The sequence below is a fragment of the Luteimicrobium album genome, assembly GCF_030161555.1.
GTDB lineage: Bacteria > Actinomycetota > Actinomycetes > Actinomycetales > Cellulomonadaceae > Luteimicrobium > Luteimicrobium album.
In genome coordinates this window covers 3397039-3412455 of the sequence record NZ_BSUK01000001.1, presented here as the reverse complement: position 1 = coordinate 3412455, position 15417 = coordinate 3397039, and the positions used below count along the sequence as shown (strand labels likewise).

Sequence of the window (15417 nt, the reverse complement as noted above, 5' to 3'; positions counted from 1 at the left end):
GTCGTGGGGGCGTCGGTACCGGCCGCGGCCGCGCGCTCGGCGGCGCGACGCTCGGCGATCGTCATGCGGCGGCCGTCCGGCGCGGTCGCCGGTGCGGAGGCCGGACGCTCGCTCGCGGCGCGCGTGCTCCGGTCGGGCCCGGCGGGCACGAGCGCGCCCTCGTCCGGCTCCTCGGAGAGGTCGGCGCCCGACTCGGGGGTGGCGCGTCCGCCGGGACGCCGGCGGTCTCGAACTTGCCGGCGCCCTTGTAGCGCATGCCCCGCTGGACCTGGTACGTGGCGGGCGACAGACCGGAGCCCTTGGCCCCGTCACGGAAGTACGGGACGCGGGCGAGCAGCTCCATCATCGGGTGCGTGAACCAGAACACCACGACGACGTCGATGATCACGGTGAGTCCGAGAGTGAACGCGAAGCCCTGCACGCCACCGACCGCGAGGTAGTAGAGCACGATCGCGGAGATCAGGTTGACGGTCTTGGCCGCGAGCACCGTCCGCCGCGCGCGCTCCCAGCCACGCTCGACGGCGCCTGCGAGCGGTCTCCCGTCACGTAGCTCGTCTCGGATGCGTTCGAAGTAGACGATGAACGAGTCGGCTGTGAAGCCGATGGCCACGATCAGGCCCGCGACACCCGGCAGGGACAGCCGATAGCCCATCCGCCACGACAGCAACGTGATCACGCCGTACGTCAGGACGCCGGCGACGACGAGCGAGGCGATCGTGAGCAGACCGAGCATGCGGTACTGGAACATCGAGTAGATGACCACGAGCACCATGCCGATGAGGCCCGCGAGGAGACCCTTCTGGAGCTGCTCCGAGCCGAGCGTCGCGGAGATCTGCTCCTGGCTCTGGACCTCGAACTGGAGCGGCAGGGCGCCGAAGTTGAGCTGGTTGGCGAGGGTCGCCGCGCTCTGGCGCGTGAAGCTGCCCGAGATCTGCGACGAGTTGCCCGTGATGCCGGTGCTCGCGTACTGGGCGTCGACGCTCGGCGCCTCGATGACGAGGCCGTCGAGGACCATGCCGAACTGGTTGCGCGGGGCCTGACCGGCCTGGTCGAGCTGGGCGAGACGCTTGGTCATCGCCGTCTGCTTCTTGGCGCCGTCGGACGTGAACTTGATGTTCACGACCCACTCGTTGGTCGTGACGCCCTGGGAGTTCGTGTTCAGGCCCGAGGTCGCGCTCTTGATCTCGGTGCCCTCGATCTCGACCGGGCCGAGGATGTACTTGGCCGTGCCGTCCTGCGCGCAGGTGACGAGCACCTTGTCGGCGGCGTCCCCGCCGCCGCCCTTGAGGTTGCTCTTGTCCGTGCAGTCGAGGTCGTCGTACCTCTTCTGGTCCGCGGCCGTGATCTGCGAGAGCGAGCTGAGCCCGTCACCGCCCTCGAGCGAGTCGGAGCTGCTCGCGCTCGTGTCCGACGTCGACGTCGGGGTCGGTGTGGGGCTCGGCGTCGCGGCCGCGTTCTCGACCTTGGCGGTGCCCTTGACGAAGCGCGCGTCCTCGACGTGCGCCTGGGCCGCGCCCTGGTACGCCGAGTTCTTGTTCGTCGCGGTGGGCGTGGACTGCGGCGTCGACGTGGACGTCGGGGCCGGGGTGCTCGTCTCCGTGGGCGTCGCGGCCGCCGCGGTCTGCTGGGCCGCGGTGAGCGGGCTGCCGATCACGAGGACGGGCCGGATCCGCATCTGCGCGGACTTGCTCACCAGGTCGATCGTGTCCTGCGACGGGTTGCCCGGCAGCGCCACGACGATCTGCTTGTCACCCTGCTTGCTGATCTGCGCCTCGGAGACGCCGGACGAGTCGACGCGGTTGCGGATCACGTCGATCGCCTGGTCGAGCGAGTCCGAGGTGACCTTCGACCCGTCCGTCGTGCTCGCCTTGAGCGTGAGCTGCGTCCCGCCCTCGAGGTCGAGCGCCAGCTTGGGCGCCCACGAGGCGTTGGAGACGGCGGCGCCGAGGCCGATCGTGCCGAAGAGCGCGGCGGCGAGGATCAGCAGGATCAGCAGGACGCGGCCCGGGTGGGACTTCGCGTGGTTGGTGGTGGCCAACGGTGTGTCTCTTCTCGTGCGCGCCGCCGGGGGCGACGTCGATGGCGGGGAGTCGAGCGGGACCGCGCGGGGCGCGGACCGGTGGTGCTCCGGGCGGGCTACTTGGCCCCGTCGCCCTTCCCGGTGTCGTCCTGACGCTTCTCGTCCTTGAGCGAGCCGTCGTCGGTCAGACCGGACAGGTCGTCGGGGACCTCGAGGACGTCGTCACCCTCCGCCTCGGCGCCGGCGGTCACGGCCGGCGCGTCGGTCGCGGTCGTCGGTTCGACGACCTTCGCGATGGCGGCGCGCACCCAGCGCGAACGGGTTCCGGGGTCGACTCGATGGTGATCTCGTCGCCGTCGACCTCGACGATGCGGCCCAGCATGCCGGACGCGGTCATGACGTCCTGCCCCGGCGTGAGGTTCGCGCGGAACGACTGGGCGTCCTTCTGCTTGCGCTGGGTGCGGCGCGAGAGGAAGAACAGGCCGACGAGCAGCACCAGGAGGATGATCAGGAACGTGTAGTTGCTGCCACCGGACGAGCCGCTGTTCGCGGCCTCGACGGCTGCGTGGATGTGCTGCATGTGTCGCTGCTCCTCATGCGCGAGCGGTTCTCACCGCGCCGCGTGCTGACTGGTTTGGCCCGACGCCCCCGCGCGCTCGGCTCGCCCGGCGCGGCGCCGCCTCGAGGGGCGCACCGCAGCACGGTCGACGCCGGCACGCGTCTGCGCCGACAGGTCCGCAACAGTCTAGGCCCTGAAAAGGGCAGGCTGGTCCGCCGGTGGTTCGAGACCCAGGTGGCGCCAGGCTGCGGGCGTCGCGACCCGCCCGCGGGGCGTCCGTGCGACGTAGCCCTCACGCACGAGGTACGGCTCGGCGACGGTCTCGACGGTCTCCGCCTCCTCGCCGACGGTCATGGCGAGCGTGCCCAGCCCGACCGGCCCTCCCCGAACCGGCGGCACAGTGCGTCGAGCACGGCGCGGTCGAGCCGGTCGAGCCCGACGGGGTCCACCTCGTAGACCTCGAGCGCGGCACGTGCGGCGGCCAGATCGAGCCGGCCGTCGCCGCGCACCTGCGCCCAGTCCCGGACCCTGCGGAGCAGACGGTTCGCGATGCGCGGTGTCCCGCGCGACCGACGCGCGATCTCGGCCGCGGCGTCGGCGGCGAGCGGCACGTCGAGCAGCCGTGCCGAGCGGTGCAGCACCTTCTCGAGCTCGGGCGAGCTGTAGTAGTCGAGGTGCCCGGTGAAGCCGAACCGGTCGCGCAGCGGGCGGGCAGGAGCCCCGCGCGCGTGGTCGCGCCGACCACGGTGAACGGCGGCAGCGCGAGCGGGATCGCGCTCGCTCCGGCCCCTTGCCGACGACGACGTCGACCCGGAAGTCCTCCATTGCGACGTAGAGCAGCTCCTCCGCGGGCCGCGCGAGCCGGTGGATCTCGTCGAGGAAGAGGACCTCGCCCTCCTCGAGCGAGCTGAGGACGGCGGCCAGGTCGCCCGCGTGCTGGATGGCCGGGCCGCTCGTCACCCGCAGGGACGAGCCCAGCTCGGCGGCGACGATCATGGCGAGCGTCGTCTTGCCGAGCCCGGGCGGCCCCGACAGGAGGACGTGGTCGGGGGCGCGCCGCGCGACGTCGCCGCCTCGAGGACGAGCGAGAGCTGCTCGCGCACCACGTGCTGGCCGACGAACTCGTCGAGCCGCCGCGGACGGAGCGCGGCCTCGGCGGCTCGCTCGACGTCGTCGGCGGACGCGGTGACGAGCCGCTCGGTGCCGAGGTCACGCTCTTCGTCGCGCGCGAGCTCAGCCACGCCGGCCACCGAGAAGGCGCAGGGCCGCCCGGAGCGTGGCGGCGACCTGCTCGGACGGAGTGCCGGTCGCCGCGTCGGTGTCGGCCCCGCCCTCACCGACCGCGTCGACTGCTTCTTCCGCGACCTTCTGCGTCCACCCCAGCCCGACGAGCGCGGCGACGACCTCGTCGCGCCGGGAGTCGGCGCCGCCCGCGCCGTGGCCGGCCGCAGCGGCCGAACCCGTCCCGACGGGTGCCCCGAGCTTGCCGCTCAGCTCGAGCACGATCCGCTGCGCGGACTTGCGGCCGATGCCGGGCACGCGCTCGAGCGCCTTGAGGTCCTCCCCGCGACGGCGGCACGCAGCGCCTCGGGGCTGTGCACCGCCAGCATGGCGAGCGCGAGGCGCGGGCCGACGCCCGAGACCGACTGGACGGTCTCGAAGACCGCGCGCTCGTCGTCGTCGGCGAAACCGAACACGGTCATCGAGTCCTCGCGGACGACGAGCGAGGTGAAGAGCGTGACCGTGGCGCCGTGCCGCAGCGTGCCGAGGGTGCCGGGGGTCGCGTGCACGAGGTACCCGACGCCGTTCACGTCGAGGACGGCGGAGTCGAGGCGGATCCCTGCGACGGTCCCGGTCAGGTGTGCGATCACCGCTGGCTGGCCCCTCTACGAACAGGTGTACGAACGGCCACCACCCTAACGTCCCTGGACCCCCGAGGGTGTCCGACGCGCCGCCTGCTCGGCGGCGGCCCAGGCGCGCTGGGCGGGGGTGAGCTCGTGCCGGTCGCCGCCCTGCAGGGCGCCGGCGGGTCGCCAGAGGTGGCAGATGGCGAGCGCGAGGGCGTCGGCGGCGTCGGCGGGCTTGGGCAGGTCCGCGAGGCCGAGGAGCCGCGCGACCATGCGCTGCACCTGCTCCTTGCCGGCTCGCCCGTTCCCGGTGACGGCGGCCTTGACCTCGCTGGGCGTGTGCAGGGCCACGGGCACCTTCCTGCGCGCAGCAGCCACCATGGCAAGACCGGCCACCTGGGCGGTCCCCATCACGGTGCCGACGTTGTGCTGCGCGAACACCCGCTCGATGGCCACCACGTCGGGCACATGCGTGTCCATCCACCGGTCGATCGAGTCGGCCACCTCAGCGAGCCTGAGATCGACGGTCACGGTGGGAGCGGTCGTGATGACCCCGACGTCGACCAGCACAGCCTTCCGCCCGGCGGCGGAGTCGACGACCCCGACCCCGCACCGGGTCAGCCCCGGATCGATCCCCAGCACGCGCACACGCCCACCCTCTCACTCGCCCACGCCGCGCCGTCGTCCGCCACACCGCGGCGCCCGAAGCAGGGTCACCCAGGCGCGCTCCAGGGGCTCGTCCACCGAGAGCGCCCCCAGGACTCGCCGACGACGTGGACGGAGGCGGACGTGGTGCACCAAGGCGCGCGGGACGGCCGGGCCCGACCACGAGCGAGTCAGGCGACGATCACTCCTCGTCGAGCTCAGCCATCACTTCGTCGCTGGCCGAGAAGTTCGCGTACACGTTCTGCACGTCGTCGCTGTCCTCGAGCGCGTCGATGAGGCGCAGGATCTTACGGGCGCCGTCGGCGTCGACCTCCACCTCCATGGACGGGTGCCAGATCGAGTCGGCGGAGTCGTACTCGATGCCGGCTTCCTGGATGGCGGTGCGCACGGCGACGAGGTCGGTCGCCTCGCAGAGGACCTCGATGACGTCGCCTTCGTCGGTGACCTCTTCGGCGCCGGCGTCGAGGGCGGCGAGCATGACGTCGTCCTCGGTGACGCCGTCGGCCTTGGGGACGACGACGAGGCCCTTGCGGGAGAACAGGTACGACACGGACCCGGGGTCGGCGAGGTTGCCGCCGTTGCGGGAGAACGCGAGGCGCACCTCGGAGGCGGCGCGGTTCTTGTTGTCGGTGAGGCACTCGACGAGGACGGCGATGCCGCCGACGCCGTAGCCCTCGTACATGATGGTCTGGTAGTCGACGGCGTCGGCGCCTTCACCGGAGCCACGCTTGACGGCGCGGTCGATGTTGTCGTTGGGGACCGAGGTCTTCTTGGCCTTCTGGATGGCGTCGAAGAGGGTCGGGTTGCCCGCGGGGTCACCGCCGCCGGTGCGTGCGGCGACCTCGATGTTCTTGATGAGCTTGGCGAAGAGCTTGCCGCGCTTCGCGTCGATCACGGCCTTCTTGTGCTTGGTCGTGGCCCACTTGGAGTGACCTGACATCGACTACGACTCCTTGACGATCTGGACGAAGTGTTCGTGCACGCGCCGGTCCCCCGAGATCTCGGGGTGGAACGACGTGGCGAGCAACGAGCCTTGGCGAACTGCGACGATCTTACCGGCGACGGGTTCCGGGTAGTCGCCGGGGATGCGGGCGAGCACGTCGACGTCGTCGCCGACGTCCTCGATCCAGGGCGCGCGGATGAAGACGGCGTGGACGGGTCCGCCGTCGAGGTGGGCGAACGGGAGGTCGGCCTCGAAGGAGTCGACCTGCCGCCCGAAGGCGTTGCGGCGGACCGTGGCGTGGAGCCCGCCGAGGGTCTGCTGGTCGTGGGTGCCGCCGAGCACGCGGTCCGCGAGCAGGATCATGCCGGCGCACGAGCCGTAGACGGGGAGGCCGTCGGCGATCCGGGCCTGGAGGGGTTCGTCGAGCTCGAAGATCCGCAGGAGCTTGTCGATGGTGGTGGACTCGCCGCCGGGGAGCACGAGGCCGTCGACGGCGGCGAGCTCGTCGGGCCGGCGCACGGCGACCGTGGTCGCGCCGGACGCCTCGAGCGCGGCGCGGTGCTCGCGGACGTCGCCCTGGAGCGCTAGGACGCCGATGGTGGGGATGCTGCTCACGGGCGGTGGTGCTCCTTGGGGATGGGCGTGCTCAGTCGTCGTGCTCGGTGCCGAGGTGGCGGACGGTGCCGTCCCAACCGCGGGCGAGCTGGTCGAGGACGTCGGGCAGGGCGGTCGGGAAGTACTCGAGGGGCTGGGTGCGCAGCTCGTCGGCCGTGAGCCAGGCGAGCTCGTCGAGGAGCTCGCGCTCGACGTCGGTCCAACCGGCCGTGTCGGGTCCGTCGACGTGCGGCACGACGGCCGCGTAGAAGACCTCGTCCTGCCGGCACGTCTCCTTGAAGAAGTCGAAGATGCCGACGCGGGTCAGCACGGGCCCGACGAGCTGCGCGGGCTCGAGGACGATGCCGGTCTCCTCGCGGACCTCGCGCAGCGCGGCCTCGGCGGGCGTCTCGTCACCGTCGATCCCGCCGCCGACGGTGAACCACCAGGACCGTTCGGGCTGGTCGGCGTCGTGCCCTCGCACGAGGAGGGCCCGCCCGGCGTCGTCGAGCAGGATGACGCGCGCCGCGCGGCGGGACCGGACGCCGTCGGGTCCGACGGTCCAGTCCGCACCCAGCGAGGAGGTGTGCGACGACTCGTCGGCCCGCTCTTCCTCCGGGGTCACCAGCCGCGCTCGGCCAGGCGGTGCGGGACGGGGATGTCGTCGACGTTGATGCCGACCATCGCCTCGCCGAGGCCACGCGACACCTTGGCGATGACGTCGGGGTCGTCGTGGAAGGTGGTGGCCTTGACGATCGCGGCCGCGCGCTGGGCCGGGTTGCCGGACTTGAAGATGCCGGAACCGACGAAGACGCCCTCGGCACCGAGCTGCATCATCATCGCGGCGTCGGCGGGGGTCGCGATGCCGCCCGCGGTGAACATGACGACAGGGAGCTTCCCGGTCGCGGCGACCTCCTTGACCAGCTCGTACGGCGCCTGGAGCTCCTTCGCGGCGACGAACAGCTCGTCCTCGGGCAGCGACGTGAGGCGCTTGATCTCGGCGCGGATGGTGCGCATGTGCGTGGTCGCGTTGGAGACGTCGCCCGTGCCCGCCTCGCCCTTGGAGCGGATCATGGCCGCGCCCTCGGTGATGCGACGCAGCGCCTCGCCGAGGTTGGTGGCGCCGCACACGAAGGGCACGGTGAACTGCCACTTGTCGATGTGGTTCGCGTAGTCGGCGGGCGTCAGCACCTCGGACTCGTCGACGTAGTCGACGCCGAGGCTCTGGAGCACCTGCGCCTCGACGAAGTGCCCGATGCGGGCCTTCGCCATGACCGGGATCGAGACGGCAGCGATGATGCCGTCGATCATGTCCGGGTCGCTCATGCGCGAGACGCCGCCCTGCGCACGGATGTCCGCGGGCACGCGCTCGAGCGCCATGACGGCGACGGCGCCGGCGTCCTCCGCGATCTTGGCCTGCTCGGGCGTGACGACGTCCATGATGACGCCGCCCTTGAGCATCTCCGCCATGCCGCGCTTGACGCGGGCCGTCCCGACGGTGGCCGCAGAGGCCGCCTGGCCGTTCAGCGGGGCGGACGACGGGGTGGAAGAGGACGGCGCAGACGACACGGTGGGACCTCGCGGGGTGGGTGGGATGCGGGCGGGACTGCCGCCTCTTACTCTACGCCGAGCACGCCTTCGCCCGACGCGGGCGTCTGCGTCTCGAGAGGACGCAACGACGCAGGTGAGGCGTCGTCGAGCTCCGCCGTCTGGGGCATCGCGGCGTGGCCTGCGAGGCGCAGGAGACGGACGTACCACCGGCGGCGACGGCGCTGGGTCTGGTCGACGGCCTCGTTGTGGAAGCGCCGGGCGAGCTGGGCCCGGTACCAGGCGCCGGCGAGCTCGCCGAGCACGACCTCACCGTCCGGCTCCTCGCACCAGCGGCGCACGTCCTCGGGGTCCTCGAGGACGGCACGCAGCGTCGCCGACAGGTCGCTCTCGGCACGCTCGCGCTCGAGATCAGGCAGCTCGGCCGCACCCAGCACCCGGTAGGCGGCGGTCGCGACGAGCACCGAGCTGGCCGGGTCGAGCAGGCCCGACGACGCCAGGTCCCGGGCAGCGGCGGCCCGGCGGACGAGCTGGGCGTCCAGGGCCAGGCGCGACGCGTACACCTTGCGGTGCAGCCGGTCGATGTGCGACGCGCCGGCCCACGCGAGCCACAGCACCAGGAACAGGACCAGGACGCCCATCACCACGACGTCGCTCCACCTCATCGGGCACCGCCCTCGCGTCGTGCGTCACCGACGAGCCGGGGCCACAGCCCCGGGCGACCGTCGTGCAGCGCACCCGGATCCTCGTGGACCCGTCCTGCGGCCGCCTGCGCGGCGAGGACCATGTCGTAGACCGCGAGGACCTGCCCGGTCACCGTCGACCAGTCGTACTGGCGCACCCACTCGTGCGCGTGGGCGACGAGCGTGGCCCGACGCTCCGGGTCCTCGAGGACGGCCACCACCGCCCGTCCGAGCCCCTCGGGGTCCTCGACCGGGAAGAGGACGCCGGCCCGGCCGTCGTCGAGCACGCGGCGGAACGCACCGAGGTCGCTCGCGACGACGCACGAGCCCGCGCTCATCGCCTCGACGAGGACGATCCCGAAGCTCTCGCCGCCGGTCTGCGGGGCGACGTACACGTCGGCCGACGACAGCAGCGCGGCCTTCTCCTCGTCCGAGACGCCGCCGAGGAACTCCAGGGCCGACGCCTGCGGTCCGAGCGTCTCGATCGCGTCGGCCTTGCCCTGGTCCCCGCGCCCGGCGACGAGGATCCGCGCGCCCGGGAACGACGCGAGGATCGTCGGGACGGCCTGCGCGAGGATCTGCAGGCCCTTGCGCGGCTCGTCGAGCCGGCCCAGGAACGCGATCGTCGGCGCCTCGGGCGTGCCGGTCCAGCGCGGGTCCGTGGGGGCCGACTCGAACGCGTCGACGTACACGCCGTTGGGGATGACGACGGCGTCCCCGCCCAGGTGCTCGGTGAGCGTGCGCCGCGCGTCCTCGGAGACCGCGATGCGGGCCGAGAGCTTCTCCAGGCTCTGCCGCACGAGCGGGTAGGCGGCCTGCAGCGCACGGGACCGCACGAGCGACGAGTGGAACGTCGCGACGATCGGCCCCTGGGCGAGCCACAGCGCGAGCATGCTGAGCGACGGGGTCACCGGCTCGTGCAGGTGCAGGACGTCGAACTCCCCCGCCGCGAGCCAGCGCCGCACCCGCGCCGCGGTCCGGGGGCCGAACGTCATCCGCGCGACCGAGCCGTTGTACGGGACGGGGACGGCCTTGCCGGCCGAGACGACGTAGTCGGGGACGGGCGTGTCGTCGTCGGCCGGGGCCAGCACCGAGACCTCGTGGCCCCGGACCATGAGCGCCTCGGCGAGGTCGCGCACGTGGAACTGCACGCCTCCCGGCGCGTCGAACGAGTACGGGCAGACGATCCCGACCCTCATCGCGTCCCTCCCTCGGCCGCCGCCTTCTCCCCCGCGACCGTCCGCGCATAGCGGTCGGCTTCGAGGTCGGACACGAAGACCTTCTGCAGCATGTGCCAGTCCTCCGGCCGGCGGCGGATCTCCGCGGCCAGGAAGTCCACCCAGCCCTGGGTGGCCTGCGCGATCCGCTCCCGCCGCGACAGCGACGGATCCGTCTCGACGAGCGGGCTGAACGTCGCCACGATCCCCCACGGTGTGCCGGCCGCCCTGCGGCGCTCGCCGTCCAGGCGCTCGTACGTGAGCGACGTGCCGAACAGGGGTGCGCCCGTCATGACCGAGAGCGCCGCAGGCCGGGTGCGACCCGCACGCGCTCCCCGAACATGTCCACCTCGACGCCCTGGGAGCTGAGGTCGCGGTCCGCGAGCAGCGGCACGAGCCGGCCGCCCTCCTGGGCGCCGCGGACGAGCGAGCGGAACACGCCGTCGTCCCCGAACGCGAGGATCGACATGCCGAGCGACTCCCGGAACGACACGAACTCGTCGAACACGCTCGCCGGTTCGAGGCGTTCCGCCACGGTGAGCACCGGCGCGAGGTTCCGGGTCCCCCACGCGCCCGCGAGGTCCCAGTTGCCCGTGTGCCCGAGCGCCAGCAGCACCGACCGCCCCTCGTCGATGTACGGCTGCACGACCTCACGGTTCGCGAGGCGCATGCGTGCCTGGATCTGGTCCGGCGTCGCGCCGCTGAGCGTGAACGCCTCGCGGAAGTACCGCATGTACGACCGCATCCCCGCGCGCGACAGCCGGCGCAGGTCCCGCCGCGCCAGCCCGGGCGCGACGCGCTCCAGGTTGCGCTCGAGCTGGTCGACGCCCCCTTGCGCAGCGCCCACGAGACGTCGGCGACGGCGGTGAACGCCCCGCGCAGCAACGGCTCCGGAACCTTCGGCGCGACGCGCCACGCGGTCGCGTACAGCCTGCCGGCGTCGATCCCCATGCGGCCTGTCACGCTCCTTCGTCGGGCTCGGCGGGCGCCGTCGGCTCGGTGACGTCACCCGACGACGCCTCGGCGCGCGTCTGACGGCGCACGGCCGCCATGCGCTGCACCACGGTCACCGCGCTGGCCGCAGCGAGCAGGTACAGCACGACGACGAGGACGACCTGCGGCAGGCCGAGCCCCACGAGCCCGGCCGTGGTCAGCGAGATGACGAGCCGCTCGCCGCGCTCGGCGATGCCGACGTTCGCGTCGTAACCGAGCGACTCGGCCTTGGCGCGGGCGTAGGGCACGACGCCGCCGATCGCGAGGCAGGCAAGGGCCGCCACGATGCCCCACATGGCAACCGACGCGTCGGCGTGCCGGACGAACCACACGGTCATCCCGAGGAAGATCGCGCCGTCGACGACGCGGTCGAGCGTCGAGTCGAGGAACGCGCCCCAGGGCCCGACCCGGTTCGCAAGACGTGCCATGGTCCCGTCGAGCGCGTCCGAGAGCGTGAGGATCCCGATGACGATGCCGGCCGCCACGAGGTGTCCCGTCGGATACAGCCAGAGCGCCGCGACCACGGCGCCGAGGGCGCCCACGATCGTGACGGCGTCGGGACTGACGCCGTGGTCGAGCAGGAACTGGGCGACCGGCCGGAACAGGCGTCCGAACCCGGCGCGGAGCTTGCTGATCACTCGGTGTCCCCTTCCTGGGGCTCGGTCGGGGGCACCGGCTGCGCGGGCCAGGCTGCGGCCAGGCGCGCTCGCGTGTCCGCGAGCAGCTCGGGCACGGCCTTGGTCTGCCCGACGATCGGCAGGAAGTTCGCGTCCCCGACCCATCGCGGCACGACGTGCTGGTGCAGGTGCGCGGCGATCCCCGCCCCCGCGGCGACCCCGAGGTTCGTCCCGAGGTTGAAGCCGCCCGGCCGGTAGACGGCGCGCAGCGTCTCGATCGCCGTGCGCGTCCATGCGGAGAGCTCGTCCTGCTCGTCGGCCGTGAGCTCCGTGTAGTCGGAGACGTGCCGGTACGGGAGCAGCATGAGGTGCCCGGCGTTGTACGGGTACAGGTTGAGGATCGCGAACACCGTCCGGCCGCGCGCGATGATCAGCCCGTCCTCGTCGCTGCCCTGCTGGGCGCGGCAGAACGGGCACTGCTCGCTCGTCGCGTCCGCCGGCTTGTCCTGGCCGCCGATGTACACCATGCGGTGCGGCGTCCACAGTCGCTGGAAGCCGTCGGGGTCGCCCGGGTGCGCGGCGAGGTCGTCGACGCGCGCCGCGTCGTCGGGGGCGTCCACGCGTCAGACCTGCGCGTGGTCGCGGATCGCGGTCAAAATCCGCTCGATCGCTTGGTCCACTGGGATGCCGTTCTCCTGGTGGCCGTCGCGGTACCGGAAGGACACCGCCCCGGCCTCCGCGTCCTCGCCCCCGGCGATGAGGACAAACGGCACCTTCTGCGTGCTCGCGGTTCGGATCTTCTTGGCGAAACGGTCGGACGAGTCGTCGAGCTCGGCCCGCACCCCGGTCCTTGAGCTCGCGGACCACGTCGGCCAGGTAGTCGTTGAACGGCTCTGCGACCGGGACGGCCAACACCTGAACCGGGGCGAGCCACGCCGGGAAGGCCCCCGCATAGTGTTCGAGCAGCACGGCGAAGAAGCGTTCGAAGGACCCGAACAGCGCGCGGTGGACCATCACAGGACGTTGGCGCGTCCCGTCGGCCGCCTGGTACTCGAGGTCGAACCGCTCAGGCAGGTTGAAGTCGAGCTGGACGGTCGACAGCTGCCAAGTCCGGCCGATCGCGTCCTTGGCCTGGACGGAGATCTTCGGGCCGTAGAACGCCGCGCCGCCGGGGTCAGGAACGAGGTCGAGGCCGGACGCCTCGGCGACCTCGCGCAGGGTCTCGGTCGCTTCCTCCCATGCGGCGTCCTCCCCCACCGACTTCTCCGGGTTGCGGGTCGACAGCTCCAGGTAGAAGTCGGTCAGCCCGTACTCGCGGAGCAGGTCGAGCATGAAGGTCAGAGCGTTCTGGATCTCTTCGCGCATCTGTTCACGCGTCGCGAAGATGTGCGCGTCGTCCTGAGTGAAGCCACGCGCACGGGTGAAGCCGTGCACGACCCCCGACTTCTCGTAGCGGTACACGGTCCCGAACTCGAACGCACGCAACGGAAGGTCACGGTAAGAGCGCCCCCGCGACTTGTACACGAGGATGTGCATCGGGCAGTTCATCGGCTTGAGGTAGTAGTCGTGTCCCGCTCGGCGGACGCTGCCGTCGTCGTCGAGCTCCTCGTCGACGTGCATGGGCGGGTACATGCCGTCGGAGTACCAGTCGAGGTGCCCCGAGATCTCGTACAACCGCCCCTTGGTGATGTGGGGCGTGCTCACGAAGTCGTACCCGGCGTCGATGTGGCGGCGCCGGGAGTGGGCTTCCATCTCGTTGCGGATGATGCCGCCCTTGGGGTGGAAGATCCCCAGGCCCGATCCGATCTCCTCAGGGAAGGAGAAGAGGTCGAGTTCCGCACCGAGCCGACGGTGGTCGCGGCGCTCCGCCTCGGCGAGCCGCTCGGTGTACGCGACGAGCTCGTCCTTGCTGGGCCAGGCGGTGCCGTAGACGCGCTGGAGCTGGGGGTTCTTCTCGCGGCCGCGCCAGTAGGCGGCCGCGGTGCGCATGAGCTTGAACGCGTTCGGGACGATCGAGCGCGTGCTCGGTACGTGCGGGCCGCGGCACAGGTCCTTCCACGCGACGGTGCCGTCGCGGCGGACGTTGTCGTAGATGGTGAGCTCGCCCTCACCGACCTCGACGGCCGCACCCTCGGCCGCGGCGGCGGTCGCCTCACCCTTGCCCTTGAGCCCGATGAGCTCGAGCTTGAACGGCTCGGTCGCGAGCTCGTCGCGGGCCTCCTCGTCGGTCACGACGCGACGGTGGAAGGTCTGGCCCTCCTTGATGATCCGCTGCATCGCCTTCTCGAGGGCCTTGAGGTCCTCGGGGGTGAACGGGGTGTCGACGTCGAAGTCGTAGTAGAAGCCGTCGGTGATGGGCGGCCCGATGCCGAGCTTCGCGTCGGGGTTGACCTGCTGGACCGCCTGCGCGAGCACGTGCGCGGTCGAGTGCCGCAGCACCGCGAGACCGTCGGGCTCGGAGACGCTCACGGCCTCGACGACGTCGCCGTCGGCGAGCGCGACGGCGAGGTCCTTGAGCGACCCGTTGACGCGCTGCACGACGACGTCCCTGCGGTCCCCGAACAGGTCGAGCCCCGTCGTGACCGTCGTGACCTCGCGCTGCTCCCCGTCGACGGTGATGGTCAGCTGCGACTCGGGCACGGAGGTCACGTCAGGTCTCCTCTAGGGATCGGGGGCCGCCGCCTGCTGGCAGCGACCCCCGATGGTACCGACAGACCGCGCCCGGCGGCCGACGCCTTCCCGGTCGTCAGTCGTTGAGCTTCTTGGCCTGCTCGGCAGCCTTGTCGACGAACGAGTCGACGGAGTCCGGCGTGAGTCCCTTGATCTTCTCCGCGGCGCTGTCGACGTTGTCGTCCGTCAGGAACCCCTTCGCCTTGTCGAGCAGCCCCTCGATGCCGTCCTTGGCCTTCTCGGCCGCGCCCTCGAGCCCTTCCTTCGCCTTGTCGGCGGCGCCCTGTGCCTGGCCCGCCTGGTCCTCGATCCCCATGTCACCCTCCTGCCGTGCAACCGGTCCTCGGGCGCGGAAGCGCCCACCACGATGCTACCGAGCGGCGACCACCGCGCAACCCCGACCGATCACACGGGCGCGTGTGGGAACGGAGCGTAGACAGGCCCGACGCCCGGACCTTCCAGTAGCCCGCTGGCGTGCCCCGGGCACAGGCGATCACCGCCTACGACCACGACGCCCGCACCTGCACGCTGGGGGACGACCTGCACGTGATCGGCTCCTGGTCCGTGCGGATGGACCGGTGGATCGACGTCAACCAGCCCGTGCTCGCCAAGCTGCGCCGCTGCGGGATACGCGGCGACCTGCAGGTCAGCATGAGCGCCGGCCACCCCGACGGCCCTGCCCGTGAGTGGCACGGGTCTTTGACCCTGCCCAGCCGGGGCCCGCTCGCCATCTCAGCCTCCGACGACGGCCTGGGGATCGGACGCGGCAGCGTCCACGAGTGGGTCCCGACTAACCGGGCGCACCCGGGAGCCGACCCCGAGGTCCTGGCCGCGCTCGAGCACGTGGTCATGGCGGGCGCCCTGCTCGGCCTCCGGGTCGACAGGGCGCGCACCCTCGTCCAACGCGGCTGGCTGTCCGCCTCCTCGGTGTCCCTCCGCGGCGACGCGTCCGACGACTGGGCCGACACCACGCTCGTCGTCGAGCCGAAGCCCGGCAAGGGCCGGACTGCCGTCTACATCGAGCGGGACTGCTGCACGGATAGGTGACACCTCACTTGTG

16 protein-coding genes and 3 pseudogenes are annotated in these 15417 nt (G+C 72.0%); 1 reads left to right on the top strand and 18 read right to left on the bottom strand.

The features are described 5' to 3' along the window. Positions 1–61: 61 nt before the first annotated feature. From secD to QQK45_RS17355, 18 genes and pseudogenes are all read right to left on the bottom strand, one after another. Entirely contained in the window at positions 62–2038 is a 1977-nt protein-coding gene (gene secD, locus QQK45_RS17435; RefSeq protein WP_284294326.1) for a protein translocase subunit SecD, read from the bottom strand. A gap of 98 nt (positions 2039–2136) precedes the next feature. Further along, positions 2137–2271 carry a hypothetical protein gene (locus tag QQK45_RS17430; protein ID WP_284294325.1) on the bottom strand — a complete coding sequence of 45 codons (135 nt, stop codon included), beginning with the start codon at positions 2269–2271 and terminating at the stop codon, positions 2137–2139. Further along, positions 2268–2600 carry a preprotein translocase subunit YajC gene (yajC, locus tag QQK45_RS17425; protein WP_284294324.1) on the bottom strand — a complete coding sequence of 111 codons (333 nt, stop codon included), beginning with the start codon at positions 2598–2600 and terminating at the stop codon, positions 2268–2270. Before yajC ends, QQK45_RS17430 begins: the two co-directional genes overlap by 4 nt. A gap of 165 nt (positions 2601–2765) precedes the next feature. Beyond that, positions 2766–3820, bottom strand: a pseudogene (gene ruvB / locus QQK45_RS17420) (Holliday junction branch migration DNA helicase RuvB). After that, positions 3813–4450, bottom strand: a pseudogene (ruvA, locus tag QQK45_RS23420) (Holliday junction branch migration protein RuvA). The pseudogenes ruvB and ruvA overlap by 8 nt, the downstream one beginning before the upstream one ends. A gap of 45 nt (positions 4451–4495) precedes the next feature. Beyond that, positions 4496–5074, bottom strand: a complete 579-nt coding sequence (gene ruvC, locus QQK45_RS17410; protein WP_284294323.1) for a crossover junction endodeoxyribonuclease RuvC — start codon at positions 5072–5074, stop codon at positions 4496–4498. A 199-nt stretch (positions 5075–5273) separates the two neighbouring features. Continuing rightward, positions 5274–6032 carry a YebC/PmpR family DNA-binding transcriptional regulator gene (locus QQK45_RS17405; protein ID WP_284294322.1) on the bottom strand — a complete coding sequence of 253 codons (759 nt, stop codon included), beginning with the start codon at positions 6030–6032 and terminating at the stop codon, positions 5274–5276. A gap of 3 nt (positions 6033–6035) precedes the next feature. Continuing rightward, on the bottom strand, positions 6036–6650 hold the full coding sequence (pdxT, locus tag QQK45_RS17400; protein WP_284294321.1) for a pyridoxal 5'-phosphate synthase glutaminase subunit PdxT: 615 nt from the start codon (positions 6648–6650) through the stop codon (positions 6036–6038). 31 nt (positions 6651–6681) lie between these two features. After that, positions 6682–7254: an NUDIX hydrolase gene (locus QQK45_RS17395; RefSeq protein ID WP_284294320.1), complete on the bottom strand. Its 573-nt coding sequence runs from the start codon at positions 7252–7254 to the stop codon at positions 6682–6684. Next, entirely contained in the window at positions 7251–8156 is a 906-nt protein-coding gene (gene pdxS / locus QQK45_RS17390; protein WP_284295094.1) for a pyridoxal 5'-phosphate synthase lyase subunit PdxS, read from the bottom strand. Before pdxS ends, QQK45_RS17395 begins: the two co-directional genes overlap by 4 nt. 89 nt (positions 8157–8245) lie before the next feature. Further along, positions 8246–8818, bottom strand: coding sequence for a hypothetical protein (locus tag QQK45_RS17385; RefSeq protein WP_348525373.1), 573 nt, complete (start codon positions 8816–8818; stop codon positions 8246–8248). Positions 8819–8838: 20 nt separating this feature from the next. Then, positions 8839–10059, bottom strand: coding sequence for a glycosyltransferase family 4 protein (locus QQK45_RS17380; protein ID WP_284294318.1), 1221 nt, complete (start codon positions 10057–10059; stop codon positions 8839–8841). Then, positions 10056–10370: a lysophospholipid acyltransferase family protein gene (locus QQK45_RS22530; RefSeq protein ID WP_348525273.1), complete on the bottom strand. Its 315-nt coding sequence runs from the start codon at positions 10368–10370 to the stop codon at positions 10056–10058. The genes QQK45_RS17380 and QQK45_RS22530 overlap by 4 nt, the downstream gene beginning before the upstream one ends. Continuing rightward, entirely contained in the window at positions 10367–10924 is a 558-nt protein-coding gene (locus QQK45_RS22525) for a phosphatidylinositol mannoside acyltransferase (protein ID WP_348525272.1), read from the bottom strand. Before QQK45_RS22525 ends, QQK45_RS22530 begins: the two co-directional genes overlap by 4 nt. A gap of 112 nt (positions 10925–11036) precedes the next feature. Continuing rightward, positions 11037–11708 carry a phosphatidylinositol phosphate synthase gene (gene pgsA, locus QQK45_RS17370; protein WP_284294317.1) on the bottom strand — a complete coding sequence of 224 codons (672 nt, stop codon included), beginning with the start codon at positions 11706–11708 and terminating at the stop codon, positions 11037–11039. Then, complete coding sequence (locus QQK45_RS17365; protein ID WP_284294316.1) at positions 11705–12307, bottom strand: HIT family protein; 603 nt, start codon at positions 12305–12307, stop codon at positions 11705–11707. The genes pgsA and QQK45_RS17365 overlap by 4 nt, the downstream gene beginning before the upstream one ends. 3 nt (positions 12308–12310) lie before the next feature. Then, positions 12311–14312 (bottom strand): annotated as a pseudogene (thrS, locus tag QQK45_RS17360) (threonine--tRNA ligase). A 121-nt stretch (positions 14313–14433) separates the two neighbouring features. Next, a complete protein-coding gene (locus tag QQK45_RS17355) occupies positions 14434–14673 on the bottom strand; it encodes a hypothetical protein (RefSeq protein ID WP_284294315.1) in 240 nt (79 codons plus the stop codon). 158 nt (positions 14674–14831) lie between these two features. Between QQK45_RS17355 and QQK45_RS17350 the strand changes: the two genes are divergently transcribed. Continuing rightward, positions 14832–15404: a hypothetical protein gene (locus QQK45_RS17350; RefSeq protein WP_284294314.1), complete on the top strand. Its 573-nt coding sequence runs from the start codon at positions 14832–14834 to the stop codon at positions 15402–15404. Positions 15405–15417 lie beyond the last annotated feature (13 nt).